A 25,798-nucleotide genomic window follows, 5' to 3' on the forward strand; every position below is an offset into this window, starting at 1 on the left:
GTAGATACCGACTTGGTCCCGGCCCAGTCCTCTGATATTGACGGCGCCAACCATACGCATTTAGACTGGTCTAAGACTGGTTGAAAGATGAAGTGTCTGATATGTCCGAGATTGGCGCCTATGAGGCGAAGACGCATTTGTCCGAGATTTTAGAGCGGGTGCGCAAAGGGGAATGTTTCACCATCACCAAGCATGGGCAGGCGGTGGCCGAGTTGCGGCCGCCCATGGGCCAGGGATTGGAGGAACGGCGGGCCGCCGTGGCGCGCATGAAGGTGTTCCAGGCCAGCCATGACTTGGGGGGTGTTTCGTTGCGCGAGTTGATCGATGCGGGACGCAAATACTGATGGCTTTTGTCGCGGATGCTTCCATGACCCTCGCTTGGTATCTTCGGGATGAAAATGCCGAAGTCGCCAACCGGGTGCGGGAGCGGCTGTTGGGGGAGGGCATTTGCGTTCCCGCGCATTGGGCGTTGGAAATCTGCAATGCACTGTTGGCCGCCGCGCGGCGCGGTCGCATCACCATGCAGGAGCTGCGCGAACTGGTGCCCGACCTGCGCCTGCTGCCGGAGACCATTGACCATCAGACGGATGCCGCGGCGTGGTCTGCCACCTTGGATCTCGCCGAGGAGCACCGCCTGACGATCTACGACGCCGCTTATCTGGAACTGGCCTTACGGCGGAAGCTGCCACTTGCGACACTGGATAAGCAGCTTCATGGAGCTGCTCTCGCCCTGGGCATTGCGCTCGTGCCAGAGATAAAAAATGGCGACCGCTAGACCGGGAAAACCATGAACACCGCCACCATCGTCCAGAAACTCTGGAACTACTGCAATATCCTGTGGCACCAGCGGCTTTCTGTCGGCGGCGCACGATCGACTACGAAGATCTGGTCAGCCGCGACAAGGCGAGCCTGGACATTGTCTGGCTCAGGGACGAATCCCTGGAGGATGCAGAGAATCTGCCTGCCCCCGTACTGATCCTGCAGGAAATCATGGAGGATCTGGAAGGGGCCTTGGCGCAGTTGCAGGAAATGGCGGGAGATTTGGGGGCCACTTCAGGCACTACCCGTTTTCACGGAGCAGGTCGTAGATTGCTGCGGCATTCCCGCGAAAGCGCTCGCCGTGGGCGTAGATGGTCAGGCGCTGATCCCGCGCGTAACCGACAAGGGTAAGATTGTGGGTCTGTGCAATCTGGATCGCCAGACTGCTGACTCCGGAGATCGCCGCTACGATGGGAATCTGAAAGCTCAAGGCCTTGAGGGCAATCTCAAAAGTCAGCCGCGAAGACACGCCCAGCAGGATATTTCCGGAAGGCGGCCATCCCTGCCGGAGCGCCGCGCCGATGGTCTTGTCTACGGCGTTGTGGCGGCCGATGTCTTCCCGCACCAGGGTCATGCCGTTGGTGGCGGCCAGGACGGCGGCGTGAGCGGTCCCGGTATGCCGGTTCAATCGCTGATGAGCGCGCATCTCCTGGAGCAGGTCGTGCACCAGTGCGGGTTCCACACAGACATCGTGGTCTATGGGTGCGAAGGGGACGAGGTCCTCGAAGTTCGGGGTGCCACAGAGACCGCAGGCGCTGCCGCCGATCACCAGACGCCTTTTTCGGGCGGCTCTGGCTTCGGCCTCCGCCGAAACCTGCAGGTAGAGGGTCAACCCTTCCGGAATACAGACAGACTCCCAGGTGATGATATCGGCGATCGACCGGATCACCCCCTCACCGTAAAGGAACCCCATAAAGAAATCTTCCAGATGATCGGGGGTGATCATCATCACCGCATAGGGCTTGCCATTGAGGATCAACGAAACCGCCATTTCCTCCAGGATGGCTTCCTCGCATTTCACTGAACGGTACGCGCCGTCCATGCGCCTGGCCGGAGACCATACTATTCCGTTGCCGCCTGCATCTGTGCGCACAGGGTCCTCCCTTCTGGTGTCAGCGTGATGACGGTTCTGCCCCGTTGTTCTTCCGGGCGAACATAATGGAGCCCACCCCATTGTTCCGAGTTTCCCAAGAGCAGAAGCAGGCGCTCCATCTGGCTGCGGGGAAGGCCGAAAGACTTGCAGGCTCTGGCCACCGATACCGGCCCTTCCGTGCAAAGCATCCGGAGCAAGGCAATGGCCAAATCCTCCGGAGCGGCTTCTGGTGTATGCCGGTCGTTCCCCGCCTTGCGGTCAGGCGACATGGTGTTGGTCTCCCTTTGCCCGTGCCAGGGTCACCGGGATCGATTTGGATGTCGGCGTGCGGGCGCGATCGGCGTAACTGGACAGGGGCACCAATATGTTCAATTCCGGGTAATAGCCCGCAAGCATTCCTTTGGGAATATCGAACGCAACCAGCAGGAAGTCCCGCGCCACACGTTCACCGTCTGTCCAGTGCGAGGTGATGTCCACCCGGTCGTCGGCCTGAAAACCCATGTCCCGAATATCCTCCGGATGCATGAAACACACGTTGCGCAGGCCGGATACGCCGCGATAGCGGTCATCGTAACCGTAGATCGTGGTGTTGTACTGATCGTGGCTGCGAATCGTCATCAGGGTGAAGAGCTTTTCGGAGGTCTGCGGCACAAAATGGTCATCGGCGATGGTGGACAGCGCCTTGGCCAGAAAATTCGCCTTGCCGCTGGCAGTGGGCCATACCCGTGAACGGGGAGGCAGATCCAAATGAAATCCCCGTGGTTTATGGACTCGGGCGTTGAAATCCTCGAAACCCGGCACTACGCGCGAAATGCGGTCGCGAATGAGGTCATAGTCTCCCATGAGTTGCAGCCACGGGGTGGGGCTGAGCGGCAGGGTCGCCCGCGCCAGACGCGCCACGATGGCACATTCCGACAGCAGGGAAGGGGAGGCCGGTTCGTTCATCCCCTGGGAGATGTGCACCATGCAGAAGGTGTCCTCCACGGTTACCCCTTGGGGACCGGTTTTCTGGATGTCGATCTCCGTGCGTCCCAGGCAGGGTAAAATCAAGGCCTGTTCGCCGTGGACGATGTGGGACCGGTTGAGTTTGGTGGTCACATGCACCGTCATCGCGCAGCGCCGGAGCGCGGCGTGGGCGCGCGCCGTGTCGGGTGTAGCATTGGCAAAATTGCCACCCAGCCCGAAAAAGAACCTGGCTCGCCCATCCTCCATCGCTTCGATGCTGGCTACCGTATCGTAGCCGTGCTCCTGCGGCGGCGTAAAATGGAACTCCGCCCCGAGGCGTTGCAGAAACGCCGGGGAAGGTTTCTCATATATCCCCATGGTCCGGTCACCCTGCACATTGCTGTGACCGCGAATCGGCGAGGGGCCGGCGCCCGGTTTGCCGATGTTGCCCTTGAGCAGCAGCACGTTCAGGAACATCTGGATGGTGGCCACCGCATGCTTTTGCTGGGTAACGCCCATTCCCCACGTAAATATGGCGGCCTGTCCCTGATCATAGATGTGCCCGATCTCCTCCAGATCGTGGCGGCTGAGGCCGCTCTGTTCCTCGATCTCTGTCCAGGGCGTGTTCATGACCAGATCGCGGAAATCGTCAAACCCCTGGGTATGCTCTTCGATAAACGCCTGATCCGGGTTCCCGGACTCCAGGACGGTGCGGGCGATTCCCATGGCAAGGGCGTAGTCACCGCCGCTTCGGGGCTGATAGTAGTGGCTGGCGATGGGGGTGGCGTGATTGGTGAGCATCTCTACCGGATGCTGGGGATGCAGAAATCGCTCCAATCCGCGTTCATGCAAGGGGTTGAAGACCAGGATCTGCGCACCCCGCTTGGATGCCTCACTCAGCGTAGCCAACATACGTGGCGCACAGGTCCCGGGATTATGACCGAACATCAGTATGGTATCGGTCAGTTCAAAATCATCCAGGGTTACCATGGCCTTGCCCACTCCGATGGATTCGGGCATGGCCAGGCTGGTGGGCTCATGGCACATGTTGGAACAGTCGGGGAGATTATTGGTACCGAATTCCCGCACAAAGAGCTGATATAAAAATGCCGCTTCATTGGAGGTGCGCCCAGACGTGTAAAATATGGCCTCGTCAGGGGATGCCAGGGCATTGAGTTGCGCGGCGATCCGCGCAAAAGCGGTATCCCAGCTAACGGGCACGTAGCGGTCACTCTGCGGATCGTAAGCCATGGGCTCGGTCAGACGCCCCTGCTCTTCCAGAAAATAGTCCGTTTGCTCCGCCAGCCAGGACAGGGTGTGCGCTGCAAAAAAATCTGCGGTCACCCGTTTTCCGGTAGCTTCGGCGGCGACGGCCTTGACCCCGTTCTCACAGAACTCGAAGCTGGAATGCGCCTCGGGATCTCCCCAGGCGCAACCCGGACAATCAAAACCTTCCGCCTGATTCATTTTGAGGAGCAGGGCGGCACCATCCGCCAGCGCGTGTTCCTGACGCAAGCTGCGCAGCGAGGCACGCAGGGATCCCCAGCCTCCCGCCGGTTGTTGGTAATGGGTGATCTTGAACGAAGACATAATCCCTCCCGAATGATCGAAATATACAGGACAGCACCACCGTCCATTGCGACTCATGGTATAATGACAATCCACTAGCAGTTTCCGCGCCAGGGCTGCACGATCTGGTTGATTGTTATATCTCCAAACACTTATTTGACTCGGTATTCCCCCAGAACCAGACTGTTGGTAAACCGGATGAAGGTGGATAGACGATAATGTCTCATTATGATACGGATCCATCAATGGATAATGACTATATAACCCATGCCTGGGATCGTTGCACCGGACAATATCGGTTGGACGCGCATGATGCCCCAGAACTGCAAAGACTGGATGCGGGCAACCTCGGGCGACTTCTTGAGGAACAGCATCTTTTTGTAGAGATCGGATCTGCGGAAATGGCCCGTCTGATTCAGCAGATGTTGCGATTTTCCGAGGATGCCCTGCTACCGTCACCAGACTGTACATTGCTGTTGCTGGATGCCGGCGGCATCGCGCTGCATGCTGTCGGGACGGAAATCGGGGGCGGATGTGATGCCCGCTATTCGGGTATGGACGCCGGATTCATATGGCGGGAAGAGTATGTCGGGGTAACCGGACCGAGCCTTTGTCTGCATGACATGAAGCCCCGCATGGTCCACCGGGAAGAGCATTTATTCAAGAACTTTGTGGAGATGGCGTGCTGCGCGATGCCCATTTGGGCGCCATCTGGCGCACTGCTGGGGGTGATCGATTCAACCTATTCCCGCAGCGGTTATGTGAAGTCGGCGTATGTCTCGGTCATGCCGCTGTTGGCACAACTGGCACGGCGGATCGAAATGAAATATTTCGCCCGGAGTTATCAGGACCATATCATACTGTCGGTGAGCAGGATGAACGATTATACCGACCATGATGACGAAGCATTGTTTGCAATTAACGAGAATGGCGTCATTATCGCGGCGGAATTCGCGCTGACAAAAGGCACCATCGCTGACGCCAATGGCCGTCTTGTCGGTGCGAACGTGCGGGATGTGTTCGATGTCTCGCTGGACAAGATGCTGGACGATCACCATCGTGCGGAAAAGTCGCTCTTCAGACCCCAGCTTCGAAATGCCGGAGGGGGTGATAGTCTGCGGGTATTTTCGCTGCCGGACAAAGTGCCGTTCAGGGCTGTCGTGAACGGCATTCTCGGAAATGCACCGCATTCCAGGGACGCAGCATCGGTTCAGGTGCACGATTCCCTGCGGGCGTTATCGAGTGGCGATGCCGTGGTATCGGAAAATATTGGTCGTATCCAAAAGGTATTGAACAAAAATATCAGCATTCTGCTGCTGGGCGAAACCGGTACTGGCAAAGATACGTTTGCGCGCGCCATACACTGCGCCAGCGATAGAAGAGATAAACCTTTTGTGGCGATCAATTGCGCAGCCATACCCGAATCGCTCATTGAGAGCGAACTATTCGGGTATGAGCCCGGCTCCTTTACCGGGGCGAGCCGGGTGGGCAAGCAGGGTAAGGTGATGGCCGCCAATGGTGGCACGTTGTTCCTCGATGAAATCGGAGACATGCCCGCCGCGCTTCAGGGACGCCTGCTGCGAGTTCTCGAAGAACGGGAGGTCACCCCTCTTGGGACCACCAAAGCCAGCCCCGTGGATATTCGGGTGATCAGTGCAACCAATAAGTCGATCGATGGTCTGGTGCAGCAGGGAAGCTTTCGGACGGACCTGCTTTATCGGATCAACGATGTCGTGCTAAGCCTGCCGCCACTGCGGGAGCGGAGCGATAAAATCCGGCTTATGGAAACCATTTACCAACAGGAATGTGGCGTATCTGAAATGGAGATATCAGCGGAAGCACGGAATATTTTTCTGGGTTATTCCTGGCCGGGTAACATCCGCGAACTTCGCAGTGTGATGCGTACTGCCCTGGCACTGAGTGATGGCAAGCTCATCCGGTGTGAAGACCTGCCAGACCGGTTGGTGACCGGCGAATGGGCCGCTGGCCGCGTAACGACACCGGCGAACACACCACTATGGAGTGATTGCGATGCGCTGGAGCGAAACCGAATTCTCGCGGAGCTGGAGCGTCACCACTGGCGCGTGATCGATACCGCGAAATTCCTCAAGGTCAGTCGTAATACCTTGTACCGTAAAATGCGCCGGTATGGCATTATGGACGCTAACGCATAAAATTGGTGTCCATTGCATCCATGCGGTCTTATGGAAGGTGCGCCAAGCAGGACAGCCTGCTTTTCCATGCGTCATTTCATCGGAACATTCTTGCATCGTTTTTCCCTGGTGCCGGTTATGATGTAACTGCGGCAGAGCCGGGCCAGATGCGCGGCCCGTGTGACATTATGTCATCTTCATATGAACATTATGTGCAGCATCGGGCCGGATAACAGGATCATGGCGACATGATGGACCATGCCTCTTCCCCCTAAAACCACATGTAAATCCGTTGGTACATAATGGCACAATAATTGCTAATAATTTGTGGATCCGGATTCCATGTCTTGAAAAGTTTTTTGCCACACCATGGTCCTTGGGCGTCGGTTGGTGCTCAAGCATATAACCGTTGAATTCTGCTTAGGAGGTATTGGATATGCCAAGCTCGGTTACCATTCATCCGTCTGTTGATCATGGGGTCACGGCGGGATCGTCCCATTTTCATGGCGGTACCTTACGTTGCCATTGCACCCATAACCCGGTGCTGGTGGAGGTGAAGTCGCAACTGGCCCACAATCATGCATGTGGCTGCACCAAATGCTGGAAGCCCAAAGGCGCCAAGTTTTCGGTGGTTGGGGTCGTGCCCAGGGATTCGGTCACGGTGCTGGAGAACGGCGATAAACTCCATGTGGTCGATCCGAGTGCGGTGATTCAGCGCCACGCGTGCAAGGCCTGCGGCGTTCACCTGTTTGGCCGCATTGAAAATAAAGACCACGCGTTTTATGGTCTGGACTTCGTTCACTCCGAACTGTCGCCGGAGAAGGGCTGGGCGGCCCCCGAATTCGCGGCTTTCGTCTCGTCGGTCATTGAAGGCGGTATGGCGGCACCGTCGGAAATGGCGGGAATCCGCGCGCGGCTGACGGAACTGGGACTGGCGCCCTATGACTGCCTGTCGCCACCGCTGATGGATGCGTTGGCTACCCACGCCGCCAAGCAAAAAGGTGTGCTCAAGGAAGCCTGATGATATCGCGGATCCGCCCCATGGTGCGCCCGACCGAAAATGCGGTGGCACCGAAGGCGGGGTTTCAGCAAAAATTCTTACCAGGAGTCTACAGTCATGGATGTTCGCGCAGCAGTCGCCTTTGAGGTGGGTAAACCACTGGTCATCGAAACCGTGCAACTGGACGGTCCCAAGGAGGGTGAGGTACTGGTGGAGCTCAAGGCCACCGGCATCTGTCACACCGACCATTTCACCCTTTCCGGTGCAGATCCCGAGGGTCTGTTCCCGTGTATCCTCGGTCATGAAGGCGCCGGGATCGTCGTCGACGTTGGCCCGGGCGTGAAGAGCGTCAAAAAGGGCGACCACGTCATTCCCTTGTATACCCCGGAATGTCGCGAATGCGAGTATTGTCTCTCGCGGAAGACCAATCTCTGTCAGAAGATTCGGACGACCCAGGGGAAGGGCCTGATGCCCGACGGGACCACGCGCTTTTCATTCAAAGGCAGGCCGTTGTTCCATTACATGGGTTGTTCGACCTTCGCCAATTATACCGTGATGCCGGAAATCGCCCTGGCCAAAATCCGGGAGGATGCCCCCTTTGACACCAGCTGCTATATCGGCTGCGGGGTAACCACGGGCATTGGTGCCGTGGTGTTTACGGCGAAGGTGGAACCGGGTGCCAATGTAGTGGTTTTTGGGCTGGGCGGCATCGGCCTGAATGTGATTCAGGGCGCCAAACTGGTGGGCGCCAACATGATCATCGGGGTGGATATCAATCCGGCCCGGGAGGCCATAGCTCGGAAGTTCGGCATGACGCATTTCGTCAATCCGAAGGAGGTGGAAGGCGACCTCGTATCGCATCTGGTCGAACTGACCCATGGCGGTGCGGATTACAGCTTCGAATGCATCGGCAACGTAAAAGTCATGCGCCAGGCGCTGGAGTGCTGTCATAAAGGCTGGGGTGTTTCCTGTATCATCGGTGTTGCCGGCGCTGGCCAGGAGATATCGACGCGCCCCTTCCAGTTGGTTACCGGGAGGCGGTGGATCGGCAGTGCGTTCGGCGGCGCCCGGGGGCGTACCGACGTTCCGAAAATTGTCGACTGGTACATGGAGAAGAAGATCAATATCGACGACCTGATCACCCATCGTCTCAAACTGGAAGATATCAACGAAGGGTTCCATCTTCTGGAAACGGGGCAATCCATTCGCAGCGTGGTGGTGTATTGATGGCTCCGCTAGAAATACGGGAAGAGCATCGCTGCTTTGGTGGACGCATGGGTTATTATACCCATGCGTCCAGTGCCACGGGGGTATCCATGAATTTCGCGGTGTACCAGCCGCCCCAGGCGTTGGGCGGTGTCCTGGTCCCGGCCCTGTATTACCTGGCGGGGTTAACCTGCACCGAAGAAACGTTCATGATAAAGGCTGGCGCGCCGCGCTTGGCCGCTGATCTGGGGTTGATGCTGGTCGCCTGCGATACCAGTCCCCGCGGACTGAACATCCCCGGCGATTCTGATACCTGGGACTTCGGCGTGGGGGCAGGGTTTTATCTCAACGCAAGAATGCTGCCCTGGACGCGGAATTACCGGATGGGCAGTTATGTCGATCATGAGCTGCCAACCTTCATCGAAGAACATTTCCCGGCCTCTCCGGAACGCCGGGGCATTTTCGGGCACTCCATGGGCGGTCACGGGGCGCTGGTGCTCGCTTTGCGCAATCCGCAACACTGGCACTCGGTATCGGCATTCTCGCCCGTCTGTCACCCCAGCACGGTGCCCTGGGGAGAAAAAGCCTTTGGGAATTATCTGGGACCTGATCGTGAGCAATGGCGGGAATGGGATGCCAGCATGCTGATGCGCCAGCGTCCCTATCCTGGCGAGATACTGGTGGACCAGGGGGAAGCGGATCCTTTTCTTGCGGCGCAATTGATACCGGAGGCCCTGGAGGCCGCCGCGGAGGCCTCCGGGCAACGACTCCGTCTGCGACGGCATCCGGGCTATGATCATTCCTACTGGTTCATCCAGACCTTTGTGGAGGATCACCTCCGGCACCACGCCCTGCAACTGGGCCGTGTCGCCTGAGATTTCTGTCTTGCGGAGTTCGGGGTTGAATCACGAACCGGAGGGTAACGGCAATAACGCCCTGGAAGCCATTGTGGAATCCAGAGCCTGATCCACCGTGTTGCGATCGAGGTGTGGCGCGTATAACGCTATGAAGGTGTATAGATACCCGCGTAAATAGGTTCCCTGCCTCAAGGCCAGGTAGGTGGTGCTGGGATCGAACAGGTGACTCGCATCGATCACCTCCAGTTTTTTGTCCCGTATGGGGTCATACGCCATTTGGGCGACGATGCCTATCCCTAACCCCAGTTCCACATACGCCTTGATGACATCGGAGTCTATGGCGGAGAGTACGATGTTGGGGGACAGGCTGTGATTGGCGAAAGTCCTGTCGATCAGGGAGCGCCCGGCAAAGGCCTGGTCGTAGGTTACTATGGGATAGGCGGCAACTGCTTCCAGCGTCAGTGGCTGGCTTTGCAGCAGCGGATGGCCGGTGGGGGTGATCACGACGCGATTCCACTGATAGCAGGGCAGGGCGACAAGGCCCGCGTAGGAATTCAACGACTCCGTTGCGATCGCCACGTCTGCCTCCCCCGCCGCAAGCATCTCCGCGACCTGGGTAGGGTTGCCCTGGCGCAGGCGCAACTGAACCCCTGGGTAGCGTTCCATAAAGGTCTTTATCGCCTTGGGCAAGCTGTATCGGGCTTGGGTATGGGTGGTGGCGATCACCAATTCCCCACGATCGCCCTGAGAAAACTCCTGACCTACTTTTCGGATATTCTCGATGTCGCCGACTACCCGTTGTGCAAAAGTGAATATCTGCTCACCCGCCGGGGTCATGCCGATGATGCGCTTCCCTTTGCGCACGAAAAGCGCCACATGGATCTCCTCTTCCAGGAGCTGGATCTGTTTGCTTACCCCCGGTTGTGAGGTATACAGGCTGTCGGCGGCGGCCGATGCATTGAAGTTCTGGCGTACCACCGCGCAGATGAAACGAAGCTGTTGCAGGTTCATGGTCTGCTGCTCACCCAAGCCGGTTGGCCTGCACTGCGATAGGTCGGCAGTTGCATCAGGCGATCTCTATATCAATGGCGTAGCGCTTGATTTTGTTGGCCAGGCCTACCCGGGAAAGGCCGAGCGCCTCGGCGGCACGACTTTGATTGCCGTGGAAACGTTTCAGCGCGGAGATGACCATGCTACGTTCCAGACTTTCTGTATGTTCCTTTAATGTGCCGCCTTCCGTTGCCGATATGAATTGTTCCGGCTCTTTCCTCCGGTAGTTGATGATCGTATCGGAAAGGCGATCCGCGGTGATCGGTTGCCCGGATGGGGCGAGCGCTACGGTCCGGCGAATTTCATTTTCCAGCTCTCGCACGTTTCCCGGGAATGGATACTGGCGCAATATGTTCAATGCCTCGTGATCGATACCGGCATAGGATTTACCCAGACTCATGGAGAATTGTCTGGCAAAATGTTCCGCAAGCAACCGAATGTCCTCCGGTCGTTCACGCAGTGGCGGAATGCTGATTTCGAGGCCCTTCAAACGATAATACAAATCCTGCCGAAAGTTGCCCTGCTCCACCAGTTGGTCGAGCGGTACGTTGGTGACGGCGATGATCCGTACATCGGAATAATGCGTTTTATCGCTGCCGAGCGGTTTTACTTCGCCGGATTGCAGAAAGCGGAGCAAATTGGCCTGTAAGGGAGCGGACATATCTTCTATTTCGTCCAGCAAGACCGTGCCGCCATCCGCCGCGGAGAACAGGCCGAGACGATCACTCAGCGCCCCGGTATAGGCGCCGCGGCGATGTCCAAACAATTCCGACTGGAGCAATTCTGCAGGCACGCCGCCGCAGTTTTGCGCGAGAAATATCTGTTCACGGCGATGACTGTGGTAATGGATGCCGCGCGCCAGTAATTCTTTCCCGGTGCCCGTCTCACCATAGATCAGTATGGGTAAATCCGTGGTTGCGGCATGTTTCGCCAGATTGCATATTTTGTTCATGGCCTGACTACAGAAGAATAATTCGTCGAACTGGTGCGGTGATTGATTTGGATTCGCGTCGGCGGCTGCCGCCTTGGATTTTATCTGTCTGGATAAATCATGGGTGAGTTGGCGATGTTCGCGGGAAATTTCACGGTATTCCAGAGCCCGCTTCAAGCTCAGGGACACCAGTTCCGGGAACAGGGGCTTGCGCAGGTATTCGTAAACAGCGGCCACATGCAGGGCGTCGGCAAACTCGCTGGAATCCGTACCCGGGCCACACAGAAATCTTATCGCCGTCGGTTGCCGGGTGCGGAAGTCGAAGAGACACTGGGTGCCCGACATATCCTCCAGTTTTGCGTCGCAGATGATGGCATCCACAGGATGTGCGCCAGCGAGGTCCAGCGCCGCGGCGCCGCTGGAGACGATGATGCATTCATAGTGCGTGGACAGTGCCCAGCTCAGGTTGCGGGCTTCCTGCTCGTCCGTCAGGACCAACAAAATGACTGGAACCGCACGCGGGCTTGCTTCCATCGGTACCTCTGCATGAAAAGGAAGTATGCACATAGTATATTAACTTTCTTTGCAATGACGCAAGCCGTTCCGGCGGTTTTTATATATCAACTTGTTTAATAACAATATTATTTGTTGGCATCCATTCTGCTTAATGACTCATGTGGTACCCATATGACCATTTCAGAGGAGGTTACGACGATGGCGAACGTGCTTTGGCTCCAAGGAGGAGCCTGTTCTGGAAATACTATGTCTTTTCTTAATGCGGAGGAGCCGAGTGCTTGCGATCTGGTGACGGATTTTGGCATCAAGGTGCTCTGGCAGCCCTCTCTCGGAGTGGAACTGGGGGACAATGTTCAGAAGTTGCTTCGGGATTGTGTGTCTGGGGCAATTCCCCTGGATATATTCGTTTTCGAGGGTACCGTGGTTAACGCCCCCAATGGTACGGGGACCTGGAATCGCTTTGCCGGTCGTCCGATGAAAGACTGGGTGAAGGAGTTAACAGGTGCTGCCCAGTACGTGGTGGCGTTGGGAGATTGTGCGACATGGGGGGGTATCCCGGCGACCGCCCCGAACCCCAGTGATTCTCAGGGACTTCAGTTCCTCAAAAAGCAACATGGCGGTTTCCTGGGAGCGGGCTTCAAAAGCAAAGCTGGGCTTCCTGTCATCAATATCCCCGGTTGTCCTGCCCATCCGGATTGGATCACCCAGGTACTGGTGGCAGTGGCGACAGGACGCGCCGGAGAACTGGAACTGGATGATCTGCAGCGTCCAAAGACGTTTTTCAAGAGCTTCACCCAGACGGGATGTACCCGCAACATGCACTTTGCTTACAAGGTTTCCGCCACGGAATTTGGGCAGAGAAAAGGCTGTCTCTTTTATGACCTGGGCTGCCGTGGCCCGATGACGCATTCACCCTGTAACCGCATTCTGTGGAACCGGCAGTCCTCGAAAACTCGTGCGGGGATGCCCTGTTTGGGTTGTACCGAGCCGGAGTTCCCTTTCTTCGATCTGGCACCAGGCAGTGTATTCAAAACCCAGACTGTGATGGGGGTGCCGAAAGACCTGCCAGAGGGTGTGGACAAGTCCGCTTATATCAAACTGACGTCAGCCGCCAAGAGTGCTTCGCCGGCCTGGGCCGAAAAAGACATCTTTGTGGTCTGAGGCGCTGAGCGACCCATTTCTGTTTATTGCATATTCGAGGAGATATTGACATGGCAACAGCCGTACAGACACTGGATATCAGCCCGGTTGGCCGGGTGGAGGGGGATCTGGATGTACGCGTGGACATTCGGGACGGCGTTGTGGTCGAGGCCTACACGCAAGCTGAATTGTTCCGTGGCTTCGAGGTCATCTTAAGAGACAAGGACCCGCAGGCGGGGCTGGTGGTGACGCCGCGTGCCTGTGGTATTTGCGGCGCTTCGCACCTGACCTGTGCCGCCTGGGCGCTGGATACGGCATGGCAGACGGAAGTCCCGCGCAACGCCATCCTGGCCAGAAATATCGGTCAGCTTGCGGAAAGTCTGCAAAGCTTGCCGCGTCATCATTATGGATTGTTCATGATCGATATGGTGAATGAGAACTACCGGCATGGTAAGTTCTACGATGAGGCGGTCAGGCGGTACGCTCCGTTTACGGGTACCAATTACGAAATCGGCGTGACGATTTCCGGCAAGCCTGTGGAAATCTATGCGCTCTTCGGTGGGCAGTGGCCGCATTCCAGCTACATGGTTCCCGGCGGCGTTATGTGCGCACCCACCTTGGCCGATGTTACCCGTTCCTGGTCCATACTGGAGTATTACCGTACCAACTGGCTGGAACCGGTATGGTTGGGGTGTTCAATGGAGCGTTATGAGCAGATCAAGTCCTATGATGATTTCATGGCGTGGCTGGACGAGCGCCCGGAACACGCTAATTCCGACCTGGGAATGTATTATCGGATCGGCGAGGATATTGGGCTGATGAAGTTTGGTGAGGGGTTGGGCAAGTACGTTTCGTGGGGCTATCTTCCCCATGAGGACCGTTACCAGCATCCGACCATTGACACACGGCAACAGTCAGTCTTCATGAAGGGCGGGGTTTACGATGCGAGGGCCGACAAGTTTCATCCCATGGATCAGTCCTTCACCCGAGAATCGACGACCCACGGCTGGTATGACGAAGGAAACAGTCCTGTCCATCCCTTCAACCGGAACACGAGGCCGATGCAGTCCAACGATCGGGACTTCAATGGGGCCTATACCTGGTGTACCGAAGTTGCCCATGAGCAGTTAGGGCGCATGGAAGCCGGTCCCCTATCCCGGCAATTGATCGCCGGCGGCAATCATGGCGAATCCTGGCAGCATTCTGACCCCTTCATTCTGGATGTCTACAAGAAAATGGGCCCCAGTCTGTGGTTGCGGCATTTTGCGCGGATGCATGAGGCGGTGAAGCTATATCGCCAGGCCGAACATTGTCTGCGTGAGTTCCGCCTGAACGAGCCATTCTATATCAAGCCCCGCGAACGGGATGGGCAAGGATGGGGTGCCACGGAGGCCATACGTGGCGCACTGGCACACTGGATTGAAGTAAAGGGTGGCAAGATCAGTAATTACCAGATCATTGCACCTACCACCTGGAATGTGGGTCCCCACGATGCGCAGGGTGGTCGTGGTCCCATCGAAGAGGCTTTGATTGGAACGCCTATCGCGAATCCAGCGGACCCGGTGGAGGTCGGGCATGTGGCCCGTTCGTTCGATTCCTGCCTGGTTTGTACGGTGCATGCCCATGATGCCAAGTCCGGAAAGGAGCTCGCCCGTTTCCGCACTGCCTGAGTCGTATAATCTAAAAAATGGGGTCGGATACCGGAGTGCAGGGTCCGGCCCCAAAAATTCAGCCACTTGAATCCAGAAAGGCAGGGGCATTATGAATCACATGGCACATGAAGAGGACGCATTAAGGGCGCAAATTGCCAGCATGCTTAAAGCAGGACTGAAGACAGAGATCACCCCATTTCCCGAAGACAGCAATGCTTTCGCGCAACTACTGCAGCGTATCCGCGAAGAGGCGGGGTCGGATCTGGAGAAGAAACTGGTGATCGGCGGTTTTACGGATTACCCCATGGGGGAAGATCAGCAGCGCTGTCAGGAGTGCATGTATTATCTCAACCACCGCCGCTGGTGCGACCTGCCGGAACTGGACGTTCCGGTAGAGCCGGACTGGTGGTGCCGCCTGTGGCGTATCTAGGCAAGGAGGTATCTGGACATGCAGACCATGGAAGAATTCCCGGAGGACGCGCCGATACGTGCGCGGCTGGAAAAATTGCTGCTCGCTGGCCTGCCTACCGAAGCGGAACCGCGTGCGTACGACCTGGAAATGCAACAGTCGGTGCTGACGCGTTTGCAAAAGATACCGGCGGAAGATATCGCAGAACGTATCGCGATAGCCGGGTTCACGCTGCATCCTTATGCATCTGAGGGGATTGAGGAAGCGTGCGAAACGTGCATGTATTTTCTATCGCACCGGCAGTTCTGTGCGCTTCCTGAATTAATGTTACCGGTCAGGCCCGAATGGTCCTGTCGGTTGTGGAGAATTTAGTCATGCGTGTGGTGCTGGGATGCGGTAACTTGTACCGACGCGATGACGGAGTGGGTATCACGGTTATTCAGCGACTGCGGGGCGCGCTGGATCCCCTGCCCGCAGATATCGCCCTCCATGATGCGGGCACTTCCGGCATGGACGTGATTTTTAAGGCCCGCGATTGTCGGCAACTTATCATTGTGGATGCGTGCCGGACGGGCAGCGATCCGGGAGCGGTGTTCAGGTTGCCTGGCAGCGAGCTGGAATTGCCTCATACCCCGACCCTCACATTGCACGACTTTCGCTGGGAACATGCGCTTTATGCCGGAAAGCGCATGTTTGGGGAGCGATTTCCCGAGCGAGTAACCGTCTTTTTGGTAGAGGGTACTGATTTCGGTTTTGGCGACGGGCTCACACCACCCGTGGAGAGAGCGATCCCCGCAGTGTTAGCCCAGGTGAAAGCAGCGCTGGTCGAGCTGGAAACAGTCTCATGACTGAGAATGTTGTCAATCTTCTGTTGAAGGATGGGTACCTTTTTATTCCCGCGCCCGTTTATCGCGATGCCATGGCTGATCTCCGGGCGGTTGCCGTGCTCTGGCGATCGGCATGTTTGCATTTGATCCCCTTACATCCTGGTAGTGTCGGTGGCTTTTTGTTGAAACGTCGCAATCTTGCCGGCGATCGGGTGGTCGATCTTCGCCTCTTCCTGCGGGAGCATGAACTGCAGGAGAACTACGAGGGGGTTCTCTCCTTTCTGTGGATGCCGGAACAGGGAGCGTGGCAGACGATGCAGCTGTGTCCAGAGTTGTCTTGATAAGTAACTTATCATATATGTAATTGTGCTTGACAGCTCTGCTTTCTACGCTATACTACGGTTGTAAATAAACATTACAGTGTGCGTTCCATTCGGAGGTCTTTCATGTCCAGTACTTTGGCAGAAACGGAATATCAGGTCGCCTTGAGAACCGCTCGGGATGACAACATTCCGGCTGGAGAACGTGCGGAAATGCTCATGGAAATCGCGCTGGGTCTGCAGCGGCACCCGCGCCGACCGGAGGATCTCGAGCAGGTCAACGATCTATACAAAGAAGGTTTACAGGTTTGCCCGGATGGGGACGCCTTGCTACGGGCACGGCTATTGGCCGGACAGGCAACTGCCTTGCTGGCAACGCCCGGCGATACCCGGGTGCTTGAAGAAGCTGTCGCTTGTCTGCGCAGTGCGTTACCAGTACTGCAGACCTTGGGGAACGCCGAGGAGGTTGCCGAAACCGAGATGAACGAGGGACTGGCCCTACAAGGACTCGCTGTGGCGGGGAAGGTCCCGTTTCCAGATGCCGTAACGAAGTATCACAGCGCCTTACGCGTTTTTACTGCGGATAAATTCCCGCGCGAATATGCGATCATCCATAACAATCTGGCTACCGCCTATCTGTCCATGACTATGGGTGATGAGGCTTCCAAAATGCGTGAGGCACTGGCCGTCCAATCCTATGAGTCTGCGTTGCGTGCTGTCACCCTTGACGCTCATCCGACGGAATACGCCATGCTGCAAAACAACCTCGGTAATGCGCTGCAGTACAGCAGCAGTGCGCATCCGGTCGAAAATAATCTGCGTGCCCTGGAAGCCTATCGGGAGGCCTTGCGGGTACGGACCCCCAAAGAGCGACCGGAGGAATATGCAAACACCATCAGCAATATGGCCAATGCGCTGAGGAACCTGCCCGACGACCCAGAGCACCCGGAGCTCGGCAAGATTCGTAATCTGGGTGAGGCGGTCAGGTTATATGAGACCGCAGAAAAGATCTTCATGGAAATGGGGGAAATGGATAAGTCAAGGTTAGTCCGTGTGGCTCTGGACGAAACCCTGGCACTGGTACGCGAACATGGATCTGTACATTAACTGGGAAAATATCGGAGAGCACCTATGTCGGCACTGAACGCGTTCGACGGTCAACAGGTACAGGCGATCGTCATTCTATGGATTTTGCTGGGTGGATTGGTCGGAGTGTTGGCGGGGGCTGTGTCGGGGATGCTGATCGGCGGCAAAAAGCTGGGCGATTACAAATTGGCGGCAATGATGGGGGGCATGTATGCGGTGATGCCCGTCATTCCCGGCGTGGTCTTGGGTACGATTATCCTTGTACTGATCTGAAGTCGGGGGAGACCCAAAGGAGGAGGACATTATGTGGGACATGATATGGAACTCGGCAGGATTGTTCCTGCGCGGAAAGCTGTTCAAAGATACCCGGCTGGTTCTGATGCTGCTGGCGGCCAACATCATCTTGGCTGCTGTGGTCGTCGTTGCCGGACATTTAGCCGGCATTCCGTATCTGGTGGATTGTCTGGTTGCTGGCCTCCTGTGTGGCGCCCTGCAACCCATCCTTTTTTTGAATTTGAAGTACGCATGACATGGCGACGTCACCCGTGCCTGAGGACATTGAAAGCAGGGAAGCAGATACCCTGACGGAAGATATCGCCCGATTGGGCAGCCTCGAAAAAATCATACAGGGATGGGATGAAACACAGCAAAGAACGGTGCTGGCACTGCGCAATGGCTGGGAGGCGATTTACAGGGAATGTTTGCGGCGTCTTATTCGTACCGTGCAGAATGCCCCACAGGGGGCCACCGGCTTGCGGGAAGCTGCAGCAGATCCGTATGTCTATGCGGTGCTGCGGACCCTGAGTCTGGTTCGGCCCTCCCTGCAGGAACGCATCGAAGCGGCGCTGGATAGTGTGCGGCCAGGTCTGGAAGGCCATGGCGGCAATGTCGAACTGGTCGAACTGCGTCCGCCCGATACTGTAGTTTTGCGCTTGCTGGGGTCTTGTCACGGTTGCCCATCTTCCTCACTGACCCTGTCGGAAGGGGTGGAGAAAGCAATCCGCGAGGCCTGCCCGGAAATATGTCATATTGAAACGGTAGGTCGTCAACATGCCGCCACCGCGCCGATCGGCGAAGGAACTGAACAGCGTATCAGCCCCTTCGCCATTGGCGGGCGTCATCCCTGGCTGCCGGCCCTGCGGCTGGAGGACCTGCCGCGAAATAGCCTGCTCGCTCGGGAGGTCCTTTCCGACGCCCTGCTGTTCTGGCGCGATCCCGAAGGAGATGTGCACTGTTACCGCAATGCCTGCGCCCATCTGGGTATGCCTCTTGATGAGGGAGAGATAGATCCAGTCGGTGTTCTGACTTGTCCGCATCACGGATTCCAGTTTGCGTTGGAGAGCGGAGAATGTCTGACGATACCCGAAATCCAGTTGGAGCCCTGGGCGGTGCGGATGGTCGATGGTGAGATCCAGGTGAGGAGGAATCATGACTGAATATACCCTACCCCTGAGTGCCGCTATCCGGAACCGGCCAACCGCCATCTCTTCGGAGCAGTTGCTGGTGGGGGCGGGGGCGAGGGTCATCCTGGGGGAGCAGGTACAGCCCAGGGGGGTCGTCGTTCCTGTCGTTCCTTCCGCGCGGACGCTTTTCGGCCCGCGCGGTGCCAGCCTCATGGCTGACGGATCTCTTTGGGTGGCTGATACCGGCCATCATCGCTTGCTGGGGTGGCCCACGCTACCCGCAGCCGATGGCCAACCTGCCACTTGGCTCATTGGTCAGCCAGACTTTGAACGGGACGGGGGGCGCAACGCCCACGGTCCCGTCGGCGCGGCATCGCTGAATGTTCCCACCGGGATCTGTCCGGTTGGCAACGGGATGGCGGTGGCGGACGTCTGGAACCATCGGGTGCTGATCTGGAATGAAGTGCCTCATGAAAGCCATGCTCCGGCGGATCTGGTTCTCGGCCAAAGCGATTTTGTGTCGGCGGAAATCAATCGCGGTGCGCCCCAACCATCCGCGTCTAGCTTATACTGGCCCTATGGGGTCTTTTGGGATGGTGCTAGGCTTTATGTCGCGGATTCTGGTAACCGCCGCGTCCTCTGGTGGGAGGGCATTCCCACGGAAAAAGGACAACCCGCGGACGGTGTCCTGGGCCAGGCGGATTTTCATTGCCGGGACGAGAACGGAGGTCACGAAGCGGACGCCATGAGCATGCGCTGGCCCCATGCGGTAACCCATTTCGGGGATTGGCTGGCCATGGGGGATGCGGGGAACAACCGGGTGCTGCTCTGGCGTGGGGCACCACAGCGCAATGGCCAGGTGGCCGATATGGTCCTCGGTCAGCCTGACTTTGCTCAGAACGCCCACAATCGCGGTAATTACTTCCCCAATGCGGCCTGTTTCAATATGCCCTATGGCGTGACCGCCACGGGAAACTGGCTGATCGTGGCGGATACGGCCAACAGCCGACTGCTGGGCTGGCAGGCGGACGATCTGGTGACGGGCGCTCCGGCACGTACCCTCGCCGGTCAGGATGATTTCCAGCACAAGGGGGACAACCGCTGGGGTGTGGTGGGGCGCAATACGCTATGCTGGCCTTATGGGATTTCTGCTGCGGGAAGGAGTGTGATCATCGCCGATTCGGGTAACAACCGCGTACTGCTTTGGGACAGGCGGTCATGAATTCCCCCGCGGACCGGGTCGCAACCCTGGGTGAGGAAGTCCGAGTGCGCGGACTGGTTCAGGGCGTTGGGTTCCGTCCTGCGGTTTGGCGCATTGCCCGCGACTGCGGGTTGTCGGGCGATGTGTGCAACGATGGGGAAGGGGTGCTGATCCGGATCTGGGGGCCGGCAACCGAGCGGGATCGATTTCTGACCCGCCTGCGCGACGAACACCCACCCCTCGCGCGCATTGACGAGGTGGTCCGCGGATATTTGCGCGAAGATCCTCCTGAGGGGCCTTTCGGGATCAGCACCAGCCGCTCTGGGCACGTACATACGGGAGCGGTGCCGGATGCCGCTACCTGTCCCGCCTGCCTGGGGGAGATATTCGACCCCTTCCATCGGCGTTATCGTTACCCTTTCACCAATTGCACGCACTGTGGTCCGCGTTTTTCGATCCTCGAAGACATCCCCTATGACCGTGCCCATACCTCCATGGGCGTCTTTCCGCTCTGCAGGGATTGCCGTGCGGAATACGAAAATCCGGAAGACCGGCGCTTCCACGCGCAACCGGTGGCCTGCCATGCCTGCGGCCCGAAGGCCCGGCTCGTCCGGCTCGATGGCCACGCGGTCAGTGCCGACCGGTATACCCAACTGGACGCGGTGGACGCGGCGACCAACCTCCTCAAGCGCGGGGAAATCGTGCTCATCAAAGGGCTTGGCGGTTTTCATCTCGCCTGCGATGCCACGAATGACCGTGCGGTGTCCACCTTGCGCCTGCGCAAACACCGTCCCCATAAACCCCTGGCGTTGATGGCCAGGGATCTGGAGGTCGTGCGCCGCTATGCGCACGTGAGCCGCGCAGAGGAGAAGTTGCTGCGGTCTCATCAGGCGCCCATCGTGCTGCTGAACCGTCTGGACAACGACTCCCTGGCGCCTGGCATTGCGCCGGGGATGCGGCGGCTCGGATTTATGCTGCCTTATACCCCCCTGCACCATCTCCTGATGCGCCGGATGGACCGCCCGATCGTCCTGACGAGCGGCAATCTCTCGGATGCTCCGCAGGTTATTGACGACGCGACTGCCGTCCGGGCGCTGCGGGGGGTGACCGACTGGATGCTGACCCATGACCGGGCGATCATCAACCGCGTCGATGATTCTGTGGTGCAGATGGCGGGAGACGACACCATGATCCTGCGCCGGGGGCGTGGCTATGCGCCGGAGTCGTTGCCGCTGCCCGAGGGTTTCAGGGCAGCGCCGGACCTGCTGGCGCTGGGTGGGGAGCTCAAGAACACTTTCTGCCTGATCAAGGACGGACAAGCCATCCTTTCCCAGCACATGGGCGATCTCGAACAGGCAGCGGTCTGGGACGACACTGTCCGGAATCTCGCCCTCTACGCCCGGCTCTTCCAGCATGTGCCCAAGGCCGTCGTGGTGGACCGTCACCCCGAATATCTGTCGCACAAGTGGGGGGTGGAGATGGCGGAGGAGGGCGATCTCCCCCTGATTTCCGTGCAACACCATCACGCCCATATTGCCGCGGTCCTGGTAGAACACGGCCTGCCGCTGGAGCATCCGCCGGTCATCGCCCTGGCTCTGGACGGTATGGGTCTGGGCGAGGGGGGCGCTTTGTGGGGTTGTGAGTGTTTGCAGGTGAGTTACCGCGAAATCCGTCACCTGGGCGGGTTGCGGCCTTCCGCCCTGCCGGGGGGTAGTCGCGCGATGCGTGAACCGTGGCGCAACGCCTTCGTGCAGCTTGCGGACGCCTTCGGCTGGTCCGTGGCGGGGCAACGATTCGCCGATCTGGCCATCATGCAGTACCTGTCCGAAAAGCCGGTGGCGCAGTTGTTGCACATGCTGGACAGGAACGTCGGCACGCCGCTCTGCAGTTCCGCCGGGCGGCTGTTTGACGCCGTCAGCGCGGTCTGTGGCCTGTGCACGGACCGGGTGAGTTATGAAGGGCAGGCGGCCATGCTGCTGGAGGCCTGTGTCGATCCGTCTATCATGGGGGATGCCTCAGAGCCGGGCTATCCTTTCGGCATCGTCGAAAGCGAAAAGAACTTCATTCAGATGGATCCGCGGACCCTGTGGCCGCCGCTGCTGGGCGATCTCCAGGGTGGGGTTCCGCTGGCGGCGATTGCTGCGCGCTTCCACAAAGGCTTCGCCGCCGGCCTGGCGCAATTGCTCAGCCGGGCACTGGGCGCCACACCCTGGACTTCCACCGTCGCCTTGTCCGGGGGTGTTTTTCAGAATCTGACCCTGCTGCGGGCAACCCGGGAGGCTCTGGAATCCCAGGGGCTGGAGGTTCTGGTTCCGCATCTGATCCCCGCCAATGACGGCGGCCTGGCTTTTGGGCAGGCGGTGGTGGCGGCCGCGCAAATCGTCGCTGGTCAACATCCTATTGCAGGAGGGCATGAGCCATGTGTCTAGGTATTCCGGGTCAGATCACGAGAATCATCAATGCGCGTGAACGACGGGCGGAGGTGGCAATCAACGGGGTACGGCGGGAGGTCAATATCGCCTGCATTGCCGATGTGGAGCACCCCGCGGAGTCCTGTGTCGGTGACTGGGTGCTGGTGCATGTGGGTTTTGCCATGAGCCGCATCAGCGCGGAGGAGGCAGCCCTGACGCTGGATGTGCTGACGCAACTGGGCGAAGCTCAACTGGAAATGGATCGTATGCGCGAGTCCGCGCCAACAGGTCCCATGGCGTAATCGCCAGGAGGTGCAATGATGGATCCTCTGCAGGATCTTTATCCTTTTCTGCACGGTCAGGCCAAAAATCCGCAGCGGGAAAAGACGGCGCTGCTGGAGTCCGTGCGGCAGAAATCTGCCGAAAGCCGGAATGTCAAGGCGCAGTTTTTTGCGGCGCACGCGGAGGCGCTGGTTTCCATGGCGGCGGCCCTGGCGGCGGTTTATCAGAGCGGCGGTATGCTCTATACCATGGGTAACGGCGGCTCCTCCTGTGATGCGGACCACTTGGCGGTGGAGTTCATGCACCCCGTTACCACGGGCCGTCCGGCTCTGGCGGCGCACAGTCTGGTGAGTGACCGGGCCATGCTGACCGCCGTCGGTAATGACGTGGGTTATCAGCATGTGTTTTTACGGCAACTGACGGCCTTGGCAAGACCGGGGGATGCGCTGTTCGGCTTTTCGACCAGTGGCAACTCCGCCAATCTCATGGCCGCCTACCGCAAGGCCCGGGAAACCGGCATGGTGACCTTCGGCCTTGCCGGCATGGAGGGGGGTGAGATGCAGGCAAGCGGCCTGGTGGACCACCTCTTGGTGGTGGCGACGGACAGCATTCACCGTATCCAGGAATGCCACGTCACGACCTTTCACATACTCTGGGACCTGGTGCATACCATCCTGGCAGACCGGCGCGGAGACTTGCGGGCGGAGGTAACCGAAGATGCGTTACGTGGATGAGTTCCGGGATCCCGAAAAGGCCCGCTATCTGGTCAAGGATATTCAAAGGCTGGCGGCGCTGATCCCGGCCACCGCGAACCGGCCGTTACAACTCATGGAGTTTTGCGGTGGCCACACCCATACCATTTTCAAATACGGTATCGAGCAGATGCTGCCGCCCTCGGTGGAATTGGTGCATGGGCCGGGTTGCCCGGTCTGCGTGCTGCCCATGGGCCGGGTGGATGATTGCGTGACCATTGCCGAGTGTCCGGAGGTGATATTCACCACGTTCGGTGACGCCATGCGGGTTCCCGGCTCGCGCAAGAGCCTGCTGCAGGCCAAGGCCACGGGCGCTGATGTGCGGATGGTCTATTCGCCGCTGGATGCGCTGGCCATCGCCAGAGATAACCCGGACCGGGAAGTGGTGTTTTTCGGTCTTGGTTTTGAAACGACCATGCCGGCGACGGCGCTGACCATTCTCGCCGCAGAACGCCAGCGGGTGGCCAATTTTTCCGTATTCTGCAATCACATCACGACGCTGCCCACCATCAAGGCCATTCTCGACTCCTCCGATATGGAGCTGGACGGTTTCCTGGGCCCCGGCCATGTCAGCATGGTGATCGGTACCCATCCCTATCACTTTATCGCCGGGCATTACCACAAACCCGTGGTGATCGCGGGGTTCGAGCCTCTGGATATCCTGCAGTCCCTGTGGATGCTGCTGAAACAACTGGTCGAGCGTCGCTGTGCGGTGGAAAACCAGTACGCGCGGGTGGTTCCCGAAGAGGGCAATATTCAAGCGCTGGAAGCCATCCAGCAAGTGTTCGAGATTCGCGAGTACTTCGAGTGGCGGGGGCTCGGCTCCATCGACCACTCCGGGGTCGGGATCCGCAATCGCTTTGCAGCCTTCGACGCCGAGCGCCGCTTTACCATACCCAATCTGTCCATTGCCGACCCCAAGGCGTGTCAGTGCGGAGAGGTGCTCAAAGGGGTCATAAAGCCTTGGGAATGCAAGGTCTTTGGTATGGCATGCACCCCGGAAACGCCGCTGGGCTCCTTGATGGTTTCTTCGGAAGGGGCATGTGCCGCCTACTTCAATTATGGAAAGATGCCGGGAGAGGTTCCCGCTACGGCAGAGGAGGTGTCCTGATGGCTGCAAATCCGCAACCGCGTGTCAAAAGACCCCATGGTGATGTGGTCAATCTTTCCCATGGCAGTGGTGGCAAGGCCATGCGGGATCTGATCGAAGGATTGATTCTGCCCGCCCTGGGCGCCTCCAGTGCCACGCCGCTGGAGGATCAGGCCCGCATCGATGTACCGGAAATCCTTGGGAACGGTGACCGGATCGCCTTTACTACGGATTCCTACGTCGTCGACCCCCTCAGCTTTCCGGGCGGCGACATCGGCACGCTGGCCATCAACGGTACCGTAAACGATCTGGCGGTGGGCGGCGCACGGCCCATCGTGCTGAGTTGCTCCCTGATCCTCGAAGAGGGCCTGCCCTTCACCATTCTGGAGAAGATGATGTGCAGCATGGCGCGGGCGGCACAGGCGGCGCGGGTCAGGATCGTCACGGGGGATACCAAAGTGGTGCCCCGGGGCAGCGCGGACAAGCTGTTCATCAACACCGCCGGCATCGGAATCATCCCGAAGGGCGTCCATCTGGAGATCGCCCGGATCCGACCGGGTGACCAACTGCTGTTGAATGGCTACCTGGGGGATCATGGCGCCGCCATTTTGAAGGCGCGCGGCGATCTGGCCCTGGACGCCGATGTGGAGAGCGATTGCCAGCCTCTGCACGGGATTATCGCCGCCCTGCTGGCGGCGGCGCCGGGCACCCGATGCATCCGCGACGTGACCCGCGGCGGGCTGGCCACGGTGCTCAACGAATTTGCCGGGGGGGCTGGCGTGGGTATGCGCATCGTGGAGGATAGCATTCCCGTCCGCCCCGTGGTCAGAGGCATCTGCGAAGTGCTCGGCCTGGATCCCCTCTATCTGGCCAACGAAGGCAAACTCCTTGCAGTGGTGCCAAAGGAAGAGGCTGGGGCTGCGCTGGATGCGCTACGTTCCTGCCCGGAAGGCACCTACGCCGGGGTGATCGGCGAGGTGCTCGCGGGGCCTCCCGGAAGGGTCGTGCTGAGCAGCCATTTCGGCGGAGAACGCATCGTCGACATGCTGGTGGGCGAACAGTTGCCGCGAATCTGTTAGACGGGGA

General features: G+C 58.5%; 27 protein-coding genes. 22 read left to right on the forward strand and 5 right to left on the reverse strand.

Annotated elements, in window-relative coordinates; all coding sequences use genetic code 11:
* Positions 1 to 101: 101 nt before the first annotated feature.
* Together F6A13_RS04245 and F6A13_RS04250 are read left to right on the forward strand one after the other, a co-directional pair.
* The gene (locus F6A13_RS04245; RefSeq protein ID WP_126605052.1) at positions 102 to 344 is read left to right on the forward strand and encodes a type II toxin-antitoxin system Phd/YefM family antitoxin; all 243 of its coding nucleotides are present in this window, start codon (positions 102 to 104) and stop codon (positions 342 to 344) included.
* Positions 344 to 775: a type II toxin-antitoxin system VapC family toxin gene (locus tag F6A13_RS04250; RefSeq protein ID WP_126605053.1), complete on the forward strand. Its 432-nt coding sequence runs from the start codon at positions 344 to 346 to the stop codon at positions 773 to 775. Before F6A13_RS04245 ends, F6A13_RS04250 begins: the two co-directional genes overlap by 1 nt.
* A 285-nt stretch (positions 776 to 1,060) precedes the next feature.
* On the opposite strand, the gene fdhD is transcribed toward F6A13_RS04250, so the two are convergent.
* The 3 genes from fdhD to F6A13_RS04270 are packed head-to-tail and all read right to left on the reverse strand — an operon-like array spanning position 1,061 to position 4,447.
* The gene (gene fdhD, locus F6A13_RS04260; protein WP_126605055.1) at positions 1,061 to 1,912 is read right to left on the reverse strand and encodes a formate dehydrogenase accessory sulfurtransferase FdhD; all 852 of its coding nucleotides are present in this window, start codon (positions 1,910 to 1,912) and stop codon (positions 1,061 to 1,063) included.
* Positions 1,882 to 2,181: a hypothetical protein gene (locus F6A13_RS04265; protein ID WP_151528109.1), complete on the reverse strand. Its 300-nt coding sequence runs from the start codon at positions 2,179 to 2,181 to the stop codon at positions 1,882 to 1,884. The genes fdhD and F6A13_RS04265 overlap by 31 nt, the downstream gene beginning before the upstream one ends.
* Positions 2,171 to 4,447 (reverse strand): FdhF/YdeP family oxidoreductase, encoded by a 2,277-nt coding sequence (locus F6A13_RS04270; RefSeq protein ID WP_126605058.1) that lies wholly within the window; start codon positions 4,445 to 4,447, stop codon positions 2,171 to 2,173. Before F6A13_RS04270 ends, F6A13_RS04265 begins: the two co-directional genes overlap by 11 nt.
* Before the next feature lie 224 nt (positions 4,448 to 4,671).
* Here F6A13_RS04270 and F6A13_RS04275 point away from each other — a divergent pair, with 224 nt between their 5' ends.
* From F6A13_RS04275 to fghA, 4 genes are all read left to right on the forward strand, one after another.
* Positions 4,672 to 6,600: a sigma-54-dependent Fis family transcriptional regulator gene (locus F6A13_RS04275; RefSeq protein WP_225981950.1), complete on the forward strand. Its 1,929-nt coding sequence runs from the start codon at positions 4,672 to 4,674 to the stop codon at positions 6,598 to 6,600.
* Between the two features lie 415 nt (positions 6,601 to 7,015).
* Entirely contained in the window at positions 7,016 to 7,600 is a 585-nt protein-coding gene (gene gfa, locus F6A13_RS04285; protein ID WP_126605060.1) for an S-(hydroxymethyl)glutathione synthase, read from the forward strand.
* A gap of 96 nt (positions 7,601 to 7,696) precedes the next feature.
* Positions 7,697 to 8,806, forward strand: coding sequence for an S-(hydroxymethyl)glutathione dehydrogenase/class III alcohol dehydrogenase (locus F6A13_RS04290; protein ID WP_113527072.1), 1,110 nt, complete (start codon positions 7,697 to 7,699; stop codon positions 8,804 to 8,806).
* Positions 8,806 to 9,660: an S-formylglutathione hydrolase gene (fghA, locus tag F6A13_RS04295; RefSeq protein WP_126605061.1), complete on the forward strand. Its 855-nt coding sequence runs from the start codon at positions 8,806 to 8,808 to the stop codon at positions 9,658 to 9,660. Before F6A13_RS04290 ends, fghA begins: the two co-directional genes overlap by 1 nt.
* A 30-nt stretch (positions 9,661 to 9,690) precedes the next feature.
* Here the strand turns inward: fghA and F6A13_RS04300 are convergent, their stop codons facing one another.
* Together F6A13_RS04300 and F6A13_RS04305 are read right to left on the reverse strand one after the other, a co-directional pair.
* Positions 9,691 to 10,653 carry a CysB family HTH-type transcriptional regulator gene (locus F6A13_RS04300; protein ID WP_113527070.1) on the reverse strand — a complete coding sequence of 321 codons (963 nt, stop codon included), beginning with the start codon at positions 10,651 to 10,653 and terminating at the stop codon, positions 9,691 to 9,693.
* 55 nt (positions 10,654 to 10,708) lie between these two features.
* Positions 10,709 to 12,157, reverse strand: coding sequence for a sigma-54 dependent transcriptional regulator (locus tag F6A13_RS04305; RefSeq protein ID WP_126605063.1), 1,449 nt, complete (start codon positions 12,155 to 12,157; stop codon positions 10,709 to 10,711).
* A gap of 180 nt (positions 12,158 to 12,337) precedes the next feature.
* On the opposite strand from F6A13_RS04305, the gene F6A13_RS04310 reads away from it, so the two are divergent.
* The 16 genes from F6A13_RS04310 (at position 12,338) to hypE (ending at position 25,791) form a co-directional block, all read left to right on the forward strand.
* Positions 12,338 to 13,300 (forward strand): hydrogenase, encoded by a 963-nt coding sequence (locus F6A13_RS04310; protein WP_126605065.1) that lies wholly within the window; start codon positions 12,338 to 12,340, stop codon positions 13,298 to 13,300.
* A 50-nt stretch (positions 13,301 to 13,350) separates the two neighbouring features.
* On the forward strand, positions 13,351 to 14,949 hold the full coding sequence (locus tag F6A13_RS04315) for a nickel-dependent hydrogenase large subunit (protein ID WP_126605067.1): 1,599 nt from the start codon (positions 13,351 to 13,353) through the stop codon (positions 14,947 to 14,949).
* A gap of 100 nt (positions 14,950 to 15,049) precedes the next feature.
* On the forward strand, positions 15,050 to 15,361 hold the full coding sequence (locus F6A13_RS04320; RefSeq protein ID WP_225981952.1) for a hypothetical protein: 312 nt from the start codon (positions 15,050 to 15,052) through the stop codon (positions 15,359 to 15,361).
* Between the two features lie 18 nt (positions 15,362 to 15,379).
* Positions 15,380 to 15,712, forward strand: coding sequence for a hypothetical protein (locus F6A13_RS04325; RefSeq protein WP_126605071.1), 333 nt, complete (start codon positions 15,380 to 15,382; stop codon positions 15,710 to 15,712).
* Positions 15,713 to 15,714: 2 nt separating this feature from the next.
* Positions 15,715 to 16,188, forward strand: coding sequence for a hydrogenase maturation protease (locus tag F6A13_RS04330; protein ID WP_126605072.1), 474 nt, complete (start codon positions 15,715 to 15,717; stop codon positions 16,186 to 16,188).
* Positions 16,185 to 16,508, forward strand: a complete 324-nt coding sequence (locus F6A13_RS04335; protein WP_126605074.1) for a hypothetical protein — start codon at positions 16,185 to 16,187, stop codon at positions 16,506 to 16,508. The genes F6A13_RS04330 and F6A13_RS04335 overlap by 4 nt, the downstream gene beginning before the upstream one ends.
* Before the next feature lie 105 nt (positions 16,509 to 16,613).
* Positions 16,614 to 17,594, forward strand: a complete 981-nt coding sequence (locus F6A13_RS04340; RefSeq protein WP_126605075.1) for a hypothetical protein — start codon at positions 16,614 to 16,616, stop codon at positions 17,592 to 17,594.
* Positions 17,595 to 17,618: 24 nt separating this feature from the next.
* Positions 17,619 to 17,846, forward strand: coding sequence for a hypothetical protein (locus tag F6A13_RS04345; protein WP_126605077.1), 228 nt, complete (start codon positions 17,619 to 17,621; stop codon positions 17,844 to 17,846).
* A gap of 31 nt (positions 17,847 to 17,877) precedes the next feature.
* Positions 17,878 to 18,102 (forward strand): hypothetical protein, encoded by a 225-nt coding sequence (locus F6A13_RS04350; protein WP_081577129.1) that lies wholly within the window; start codon positions 17,878 to 17,880, stop codon positions 18,100 to 18,102.
* A 16-nt stretch (positions 18,103 to 18,118) separates the two neighbouring features.
* The gene (locus F6A13_RS04355) at positions 18,119 to 19,009 is read left to right on the forward strand and encodes a NifU family protein (RefSeq protein ID WP_225981953.1); all 891 of its coding nucleotides are present in this window, start codon (positions 18,119 to 18,121) and stop codon (positions 19,007 to 19,009) included.
* Positions 19,002 to 20,198: a hypothetical protein gene (locus F6A13_RS04360; protein WP_151528110.1), complete on the forward strand. Its 1,197-nt coding sequence runs from the start codon at positions 19,002 to 19,004 to the stop codon at positions 20,196 to 20,198. The genes F6A13_RS04355 and F6A13_RS04360 overlap by 8 nt, the downstream gene beginning before the upstream one ends.
* The gene (hypF, locus tag F6A13_RS04365) at positions 20,195 to 22,606 is read left to right on the forward strand and encodes a carbamoyltransferase HypF (RefSeq protein WP_126605081.1); all 2,412 of its coding nucleotides are present in this window, start codon (positions 20,195 to 20,197) and stop codon (positions 22,604 to 22,606) included. The genes F6A13_RS04360 and hypF overlap by 4 nt, the downstream gene beginning before the upstream one ends.
* Positions 22,597 to 22,890 carry a HypC/HybG/HupF family hydrogenase formation chaperone gene (locus tag F6A13_RS04370; protein WP_126605082.1) on the forward strand — a complete coding sequence of 98 codons (294 nt, stop codon included), beginning with the start codon at positions 22,597 to 22,599 and terminating at the stop codon, positions 22,888 to 22,890. The genes hypF and F6A13_RS04370 overlap by 10 nt, the downstream gene beginning before the upstream one ends.
* 15 nt (positions 22,891 to 22,905) lie before the next feature.
* Complete coding sequence (locus F6A13_RS04375; protein ID WP_126605083.1) at positions 22,906 to 23,604, forward strand: SIS domain-containing protein; 699 nt, start codon at positions 22,906 to 22,908, stop codon at positions 23,602 to 23,604.
* On the forward strand, positions 23,588 to 24,733 hold the full coding sequence (gene hypD / locus F6A13_RS04380) for a hydrogenase formation protein HypD (RefSeq protein WP_113527056.1): 1,146 nt from the start codon (positions 23,588 to 23,590) through the stop codon (positions 24,731 to 24,733). Before F6A13_RS04375 ends, hypD begins: the two co-directional genes overlap by 17 nt.
* Entirely contained in the window at positions 24,733 to 25,791 is a 1,059-nt protein-coding gene (gene hypE / locus F6A13_RS04385) for a hydrogenase expression/formation protein HypE (RefSeq protein WP_126605084.1), read from the forward strand. Before hypD ends, hypE begins: the two co-directional genes overlap by 1 nt.
* Positions 25,792 to 25,798: the final 7 nt, after the last annotated feature.

This window comes from Acidithiobacillus sp. 'AMD consortium' (assembly GCF_008926505.1).
Lineage (GTDB): Bacteria > Pseudomonadota > Gammaproteobacteria > Acidithiobacillales > Acidithiobacillaceae > Acidithiobacillus > Acidithiobacillus ferridurans.

Coding starts and splice junctions, on each gene's coding strand:
- F6A13_RS04290 (WP_113527072.1), top strand. CDS start 7,697: ATGGATGTTCGCGCAGCAGTCGCCTTTGAGGTGGGTAAACCACTGGTC.
- F6A13_RS04350 (WP_081577129.1), top strand. CDS start 17,878: ATGTGGGACATGATATGGAACTCGGCAGGATTGTTCCTGCGCGGAAAG.
- F6A13_RS04335 (WP_126605074.1), top strand. CDS start 16,185: ATGACTGAGAATGTTGTCAATCTTCTGTTGAAGGATGGGTACCTTTTT.
- F6A13_RS04345 (WP_126605077.1), top strand. CDS start 17,619: ATGTCGGCACTGAACGCGTTCGACGGTCAACAGGTACAGGCGATCGTC.
- F6A13_RS04300 (WP_113527070.1), bottom strand. CDS start 10,653: ATGAACCTGCAACAGCTTCGTTTCATCTGCGCGGTGGTACGCCAGAAC.
- F6A13_RS04330 (WP_126605072.1), top strand. CDS start 15,715: ATGCGTGTGGTGCTGGGATGCGGTAACTTGTACCGACGCGATGACGGA.
- F6A13_RS04275 (WP_225981950.1), top strand. CDS start 4,672: ATGGATAATGACTATATAACCCATGCCTGGGATCGTTGCACCGGACAA.
- F6A13_RS04370 (WP_126605082.1), top strand. CDS start 22,597: ATGTGTCTAGGTATTCCGGGTCAGATCACGAGAATCATCAATGCGCGT.
- F6A13_RS04360 (WP_151528110.1), top strand. CDS start 19,002: ATGACTGAATATACCCTACCCCTGAGTGCCGCTATCCGGAACCGGCCA.
- F6A13_RS04310 (WP_126605065.1), top strand. CDS start 12,338: ATGGCGAACGTGCTTTGGCTCCAAGGAGGAGCCTGTTCTGGAAATACT.
- F6A13_RS04325 (WP_126605071.1), top strand. CDS start 15,380: ATGCAGACCATGGAAGAATTCCCGGAGGACGCGCCGATACGTGCGCGG.
- hypE (WP_126605084.1), top strand. CDS start 24,733: ATGGCTGCAAATCCGCAACCGCGTGTCAAAAGACCCCATGGTGATGTG.
- hypF (WP_126605081.1), top strand. CDS start 20,195: ATGAATTCCCCCGCGGACCGGGTCGCAACCCTGGGTGAGGAAGTCCGA.
- hypD (WP_113527056.1), top strand. CDS start 23,588: ATGCGTTACGTGGATGAGTTCCGGGATCCCGAAAAGGCCCGCTATCTG.
- F6A13_RS04250 (WP_126605053.1), top strand. CDS start 344: ATGGCTTTTGTCGCGGATGCTTCCATGACCCTCGCTTGGTATCTTCGG.
- gfa (WP_126605060.1), top strand. CDS start 7,016: ATGCCAAGCTCGGTTACCATTCATCCGTCTGTTGATCATGGGGTCACG.
- F6A13_RS04375 (WP_126605083.1), top strand. CDS start 22,906: ATGATGGATCCTCTGCAGGATCTTTATCCTTTTCTGCACGGTCAGGCC.
- F6A13_RS04340 (WP_126605075.1), top strand. CDS start 16,614: ATGTCCAGTACTTTGGCAGAAACGGAATATCAGGTCGCCTTGAGAACC.
- F6A13_RS04270 (WP_126605058.1), bottom strand. CDS start 4,447: ATGTCTTCGTTCAAGATCACCCATTACCAACAACCGGCGGGAGGCTGG.
- F6A13_RS04320 (WP_225981952.1), top strand. CDS start 15,050: ATGGCACATGAAGAGGACGCATTAAGGGCGCAAATTGCCAGCATGCTT.
- F6A13_RS04265 (WP_151528109.1), bottom strand. CDS start 2,181: ATGTCGCCTGACCGCAAGGCGGGGAACGACCGGCATACACCAGAAGCC.
- fghA (WP_126605061.1), top strand. CDS start 8,806: ATGGCTCCGCTAGAAATACGGGAAGAGCATCGCTGCTTTGGTGGACGC.
- F6A13_RS04315 (WP_126605067.1), top strand. CDS start 13,351: ATGGCAACAGCCGTACAGACACTGGATATCAGCCCGGTTGGCCGGGTG.
- F6A13_RS04245 (WP_126605052.1), top strand. CDS start 102: ATGTCCGAGATTGGCGCCTATGAGGCGAAGACGCATTTGTCCGAGATT.
- F6A13_RS04305 (WP_126605063.1), bottom strand. CDS start 12,157: ATGGAAGCAAGCCCGCGTGCGGTTCCAGTCATTTTGTTGGTCCTGACG.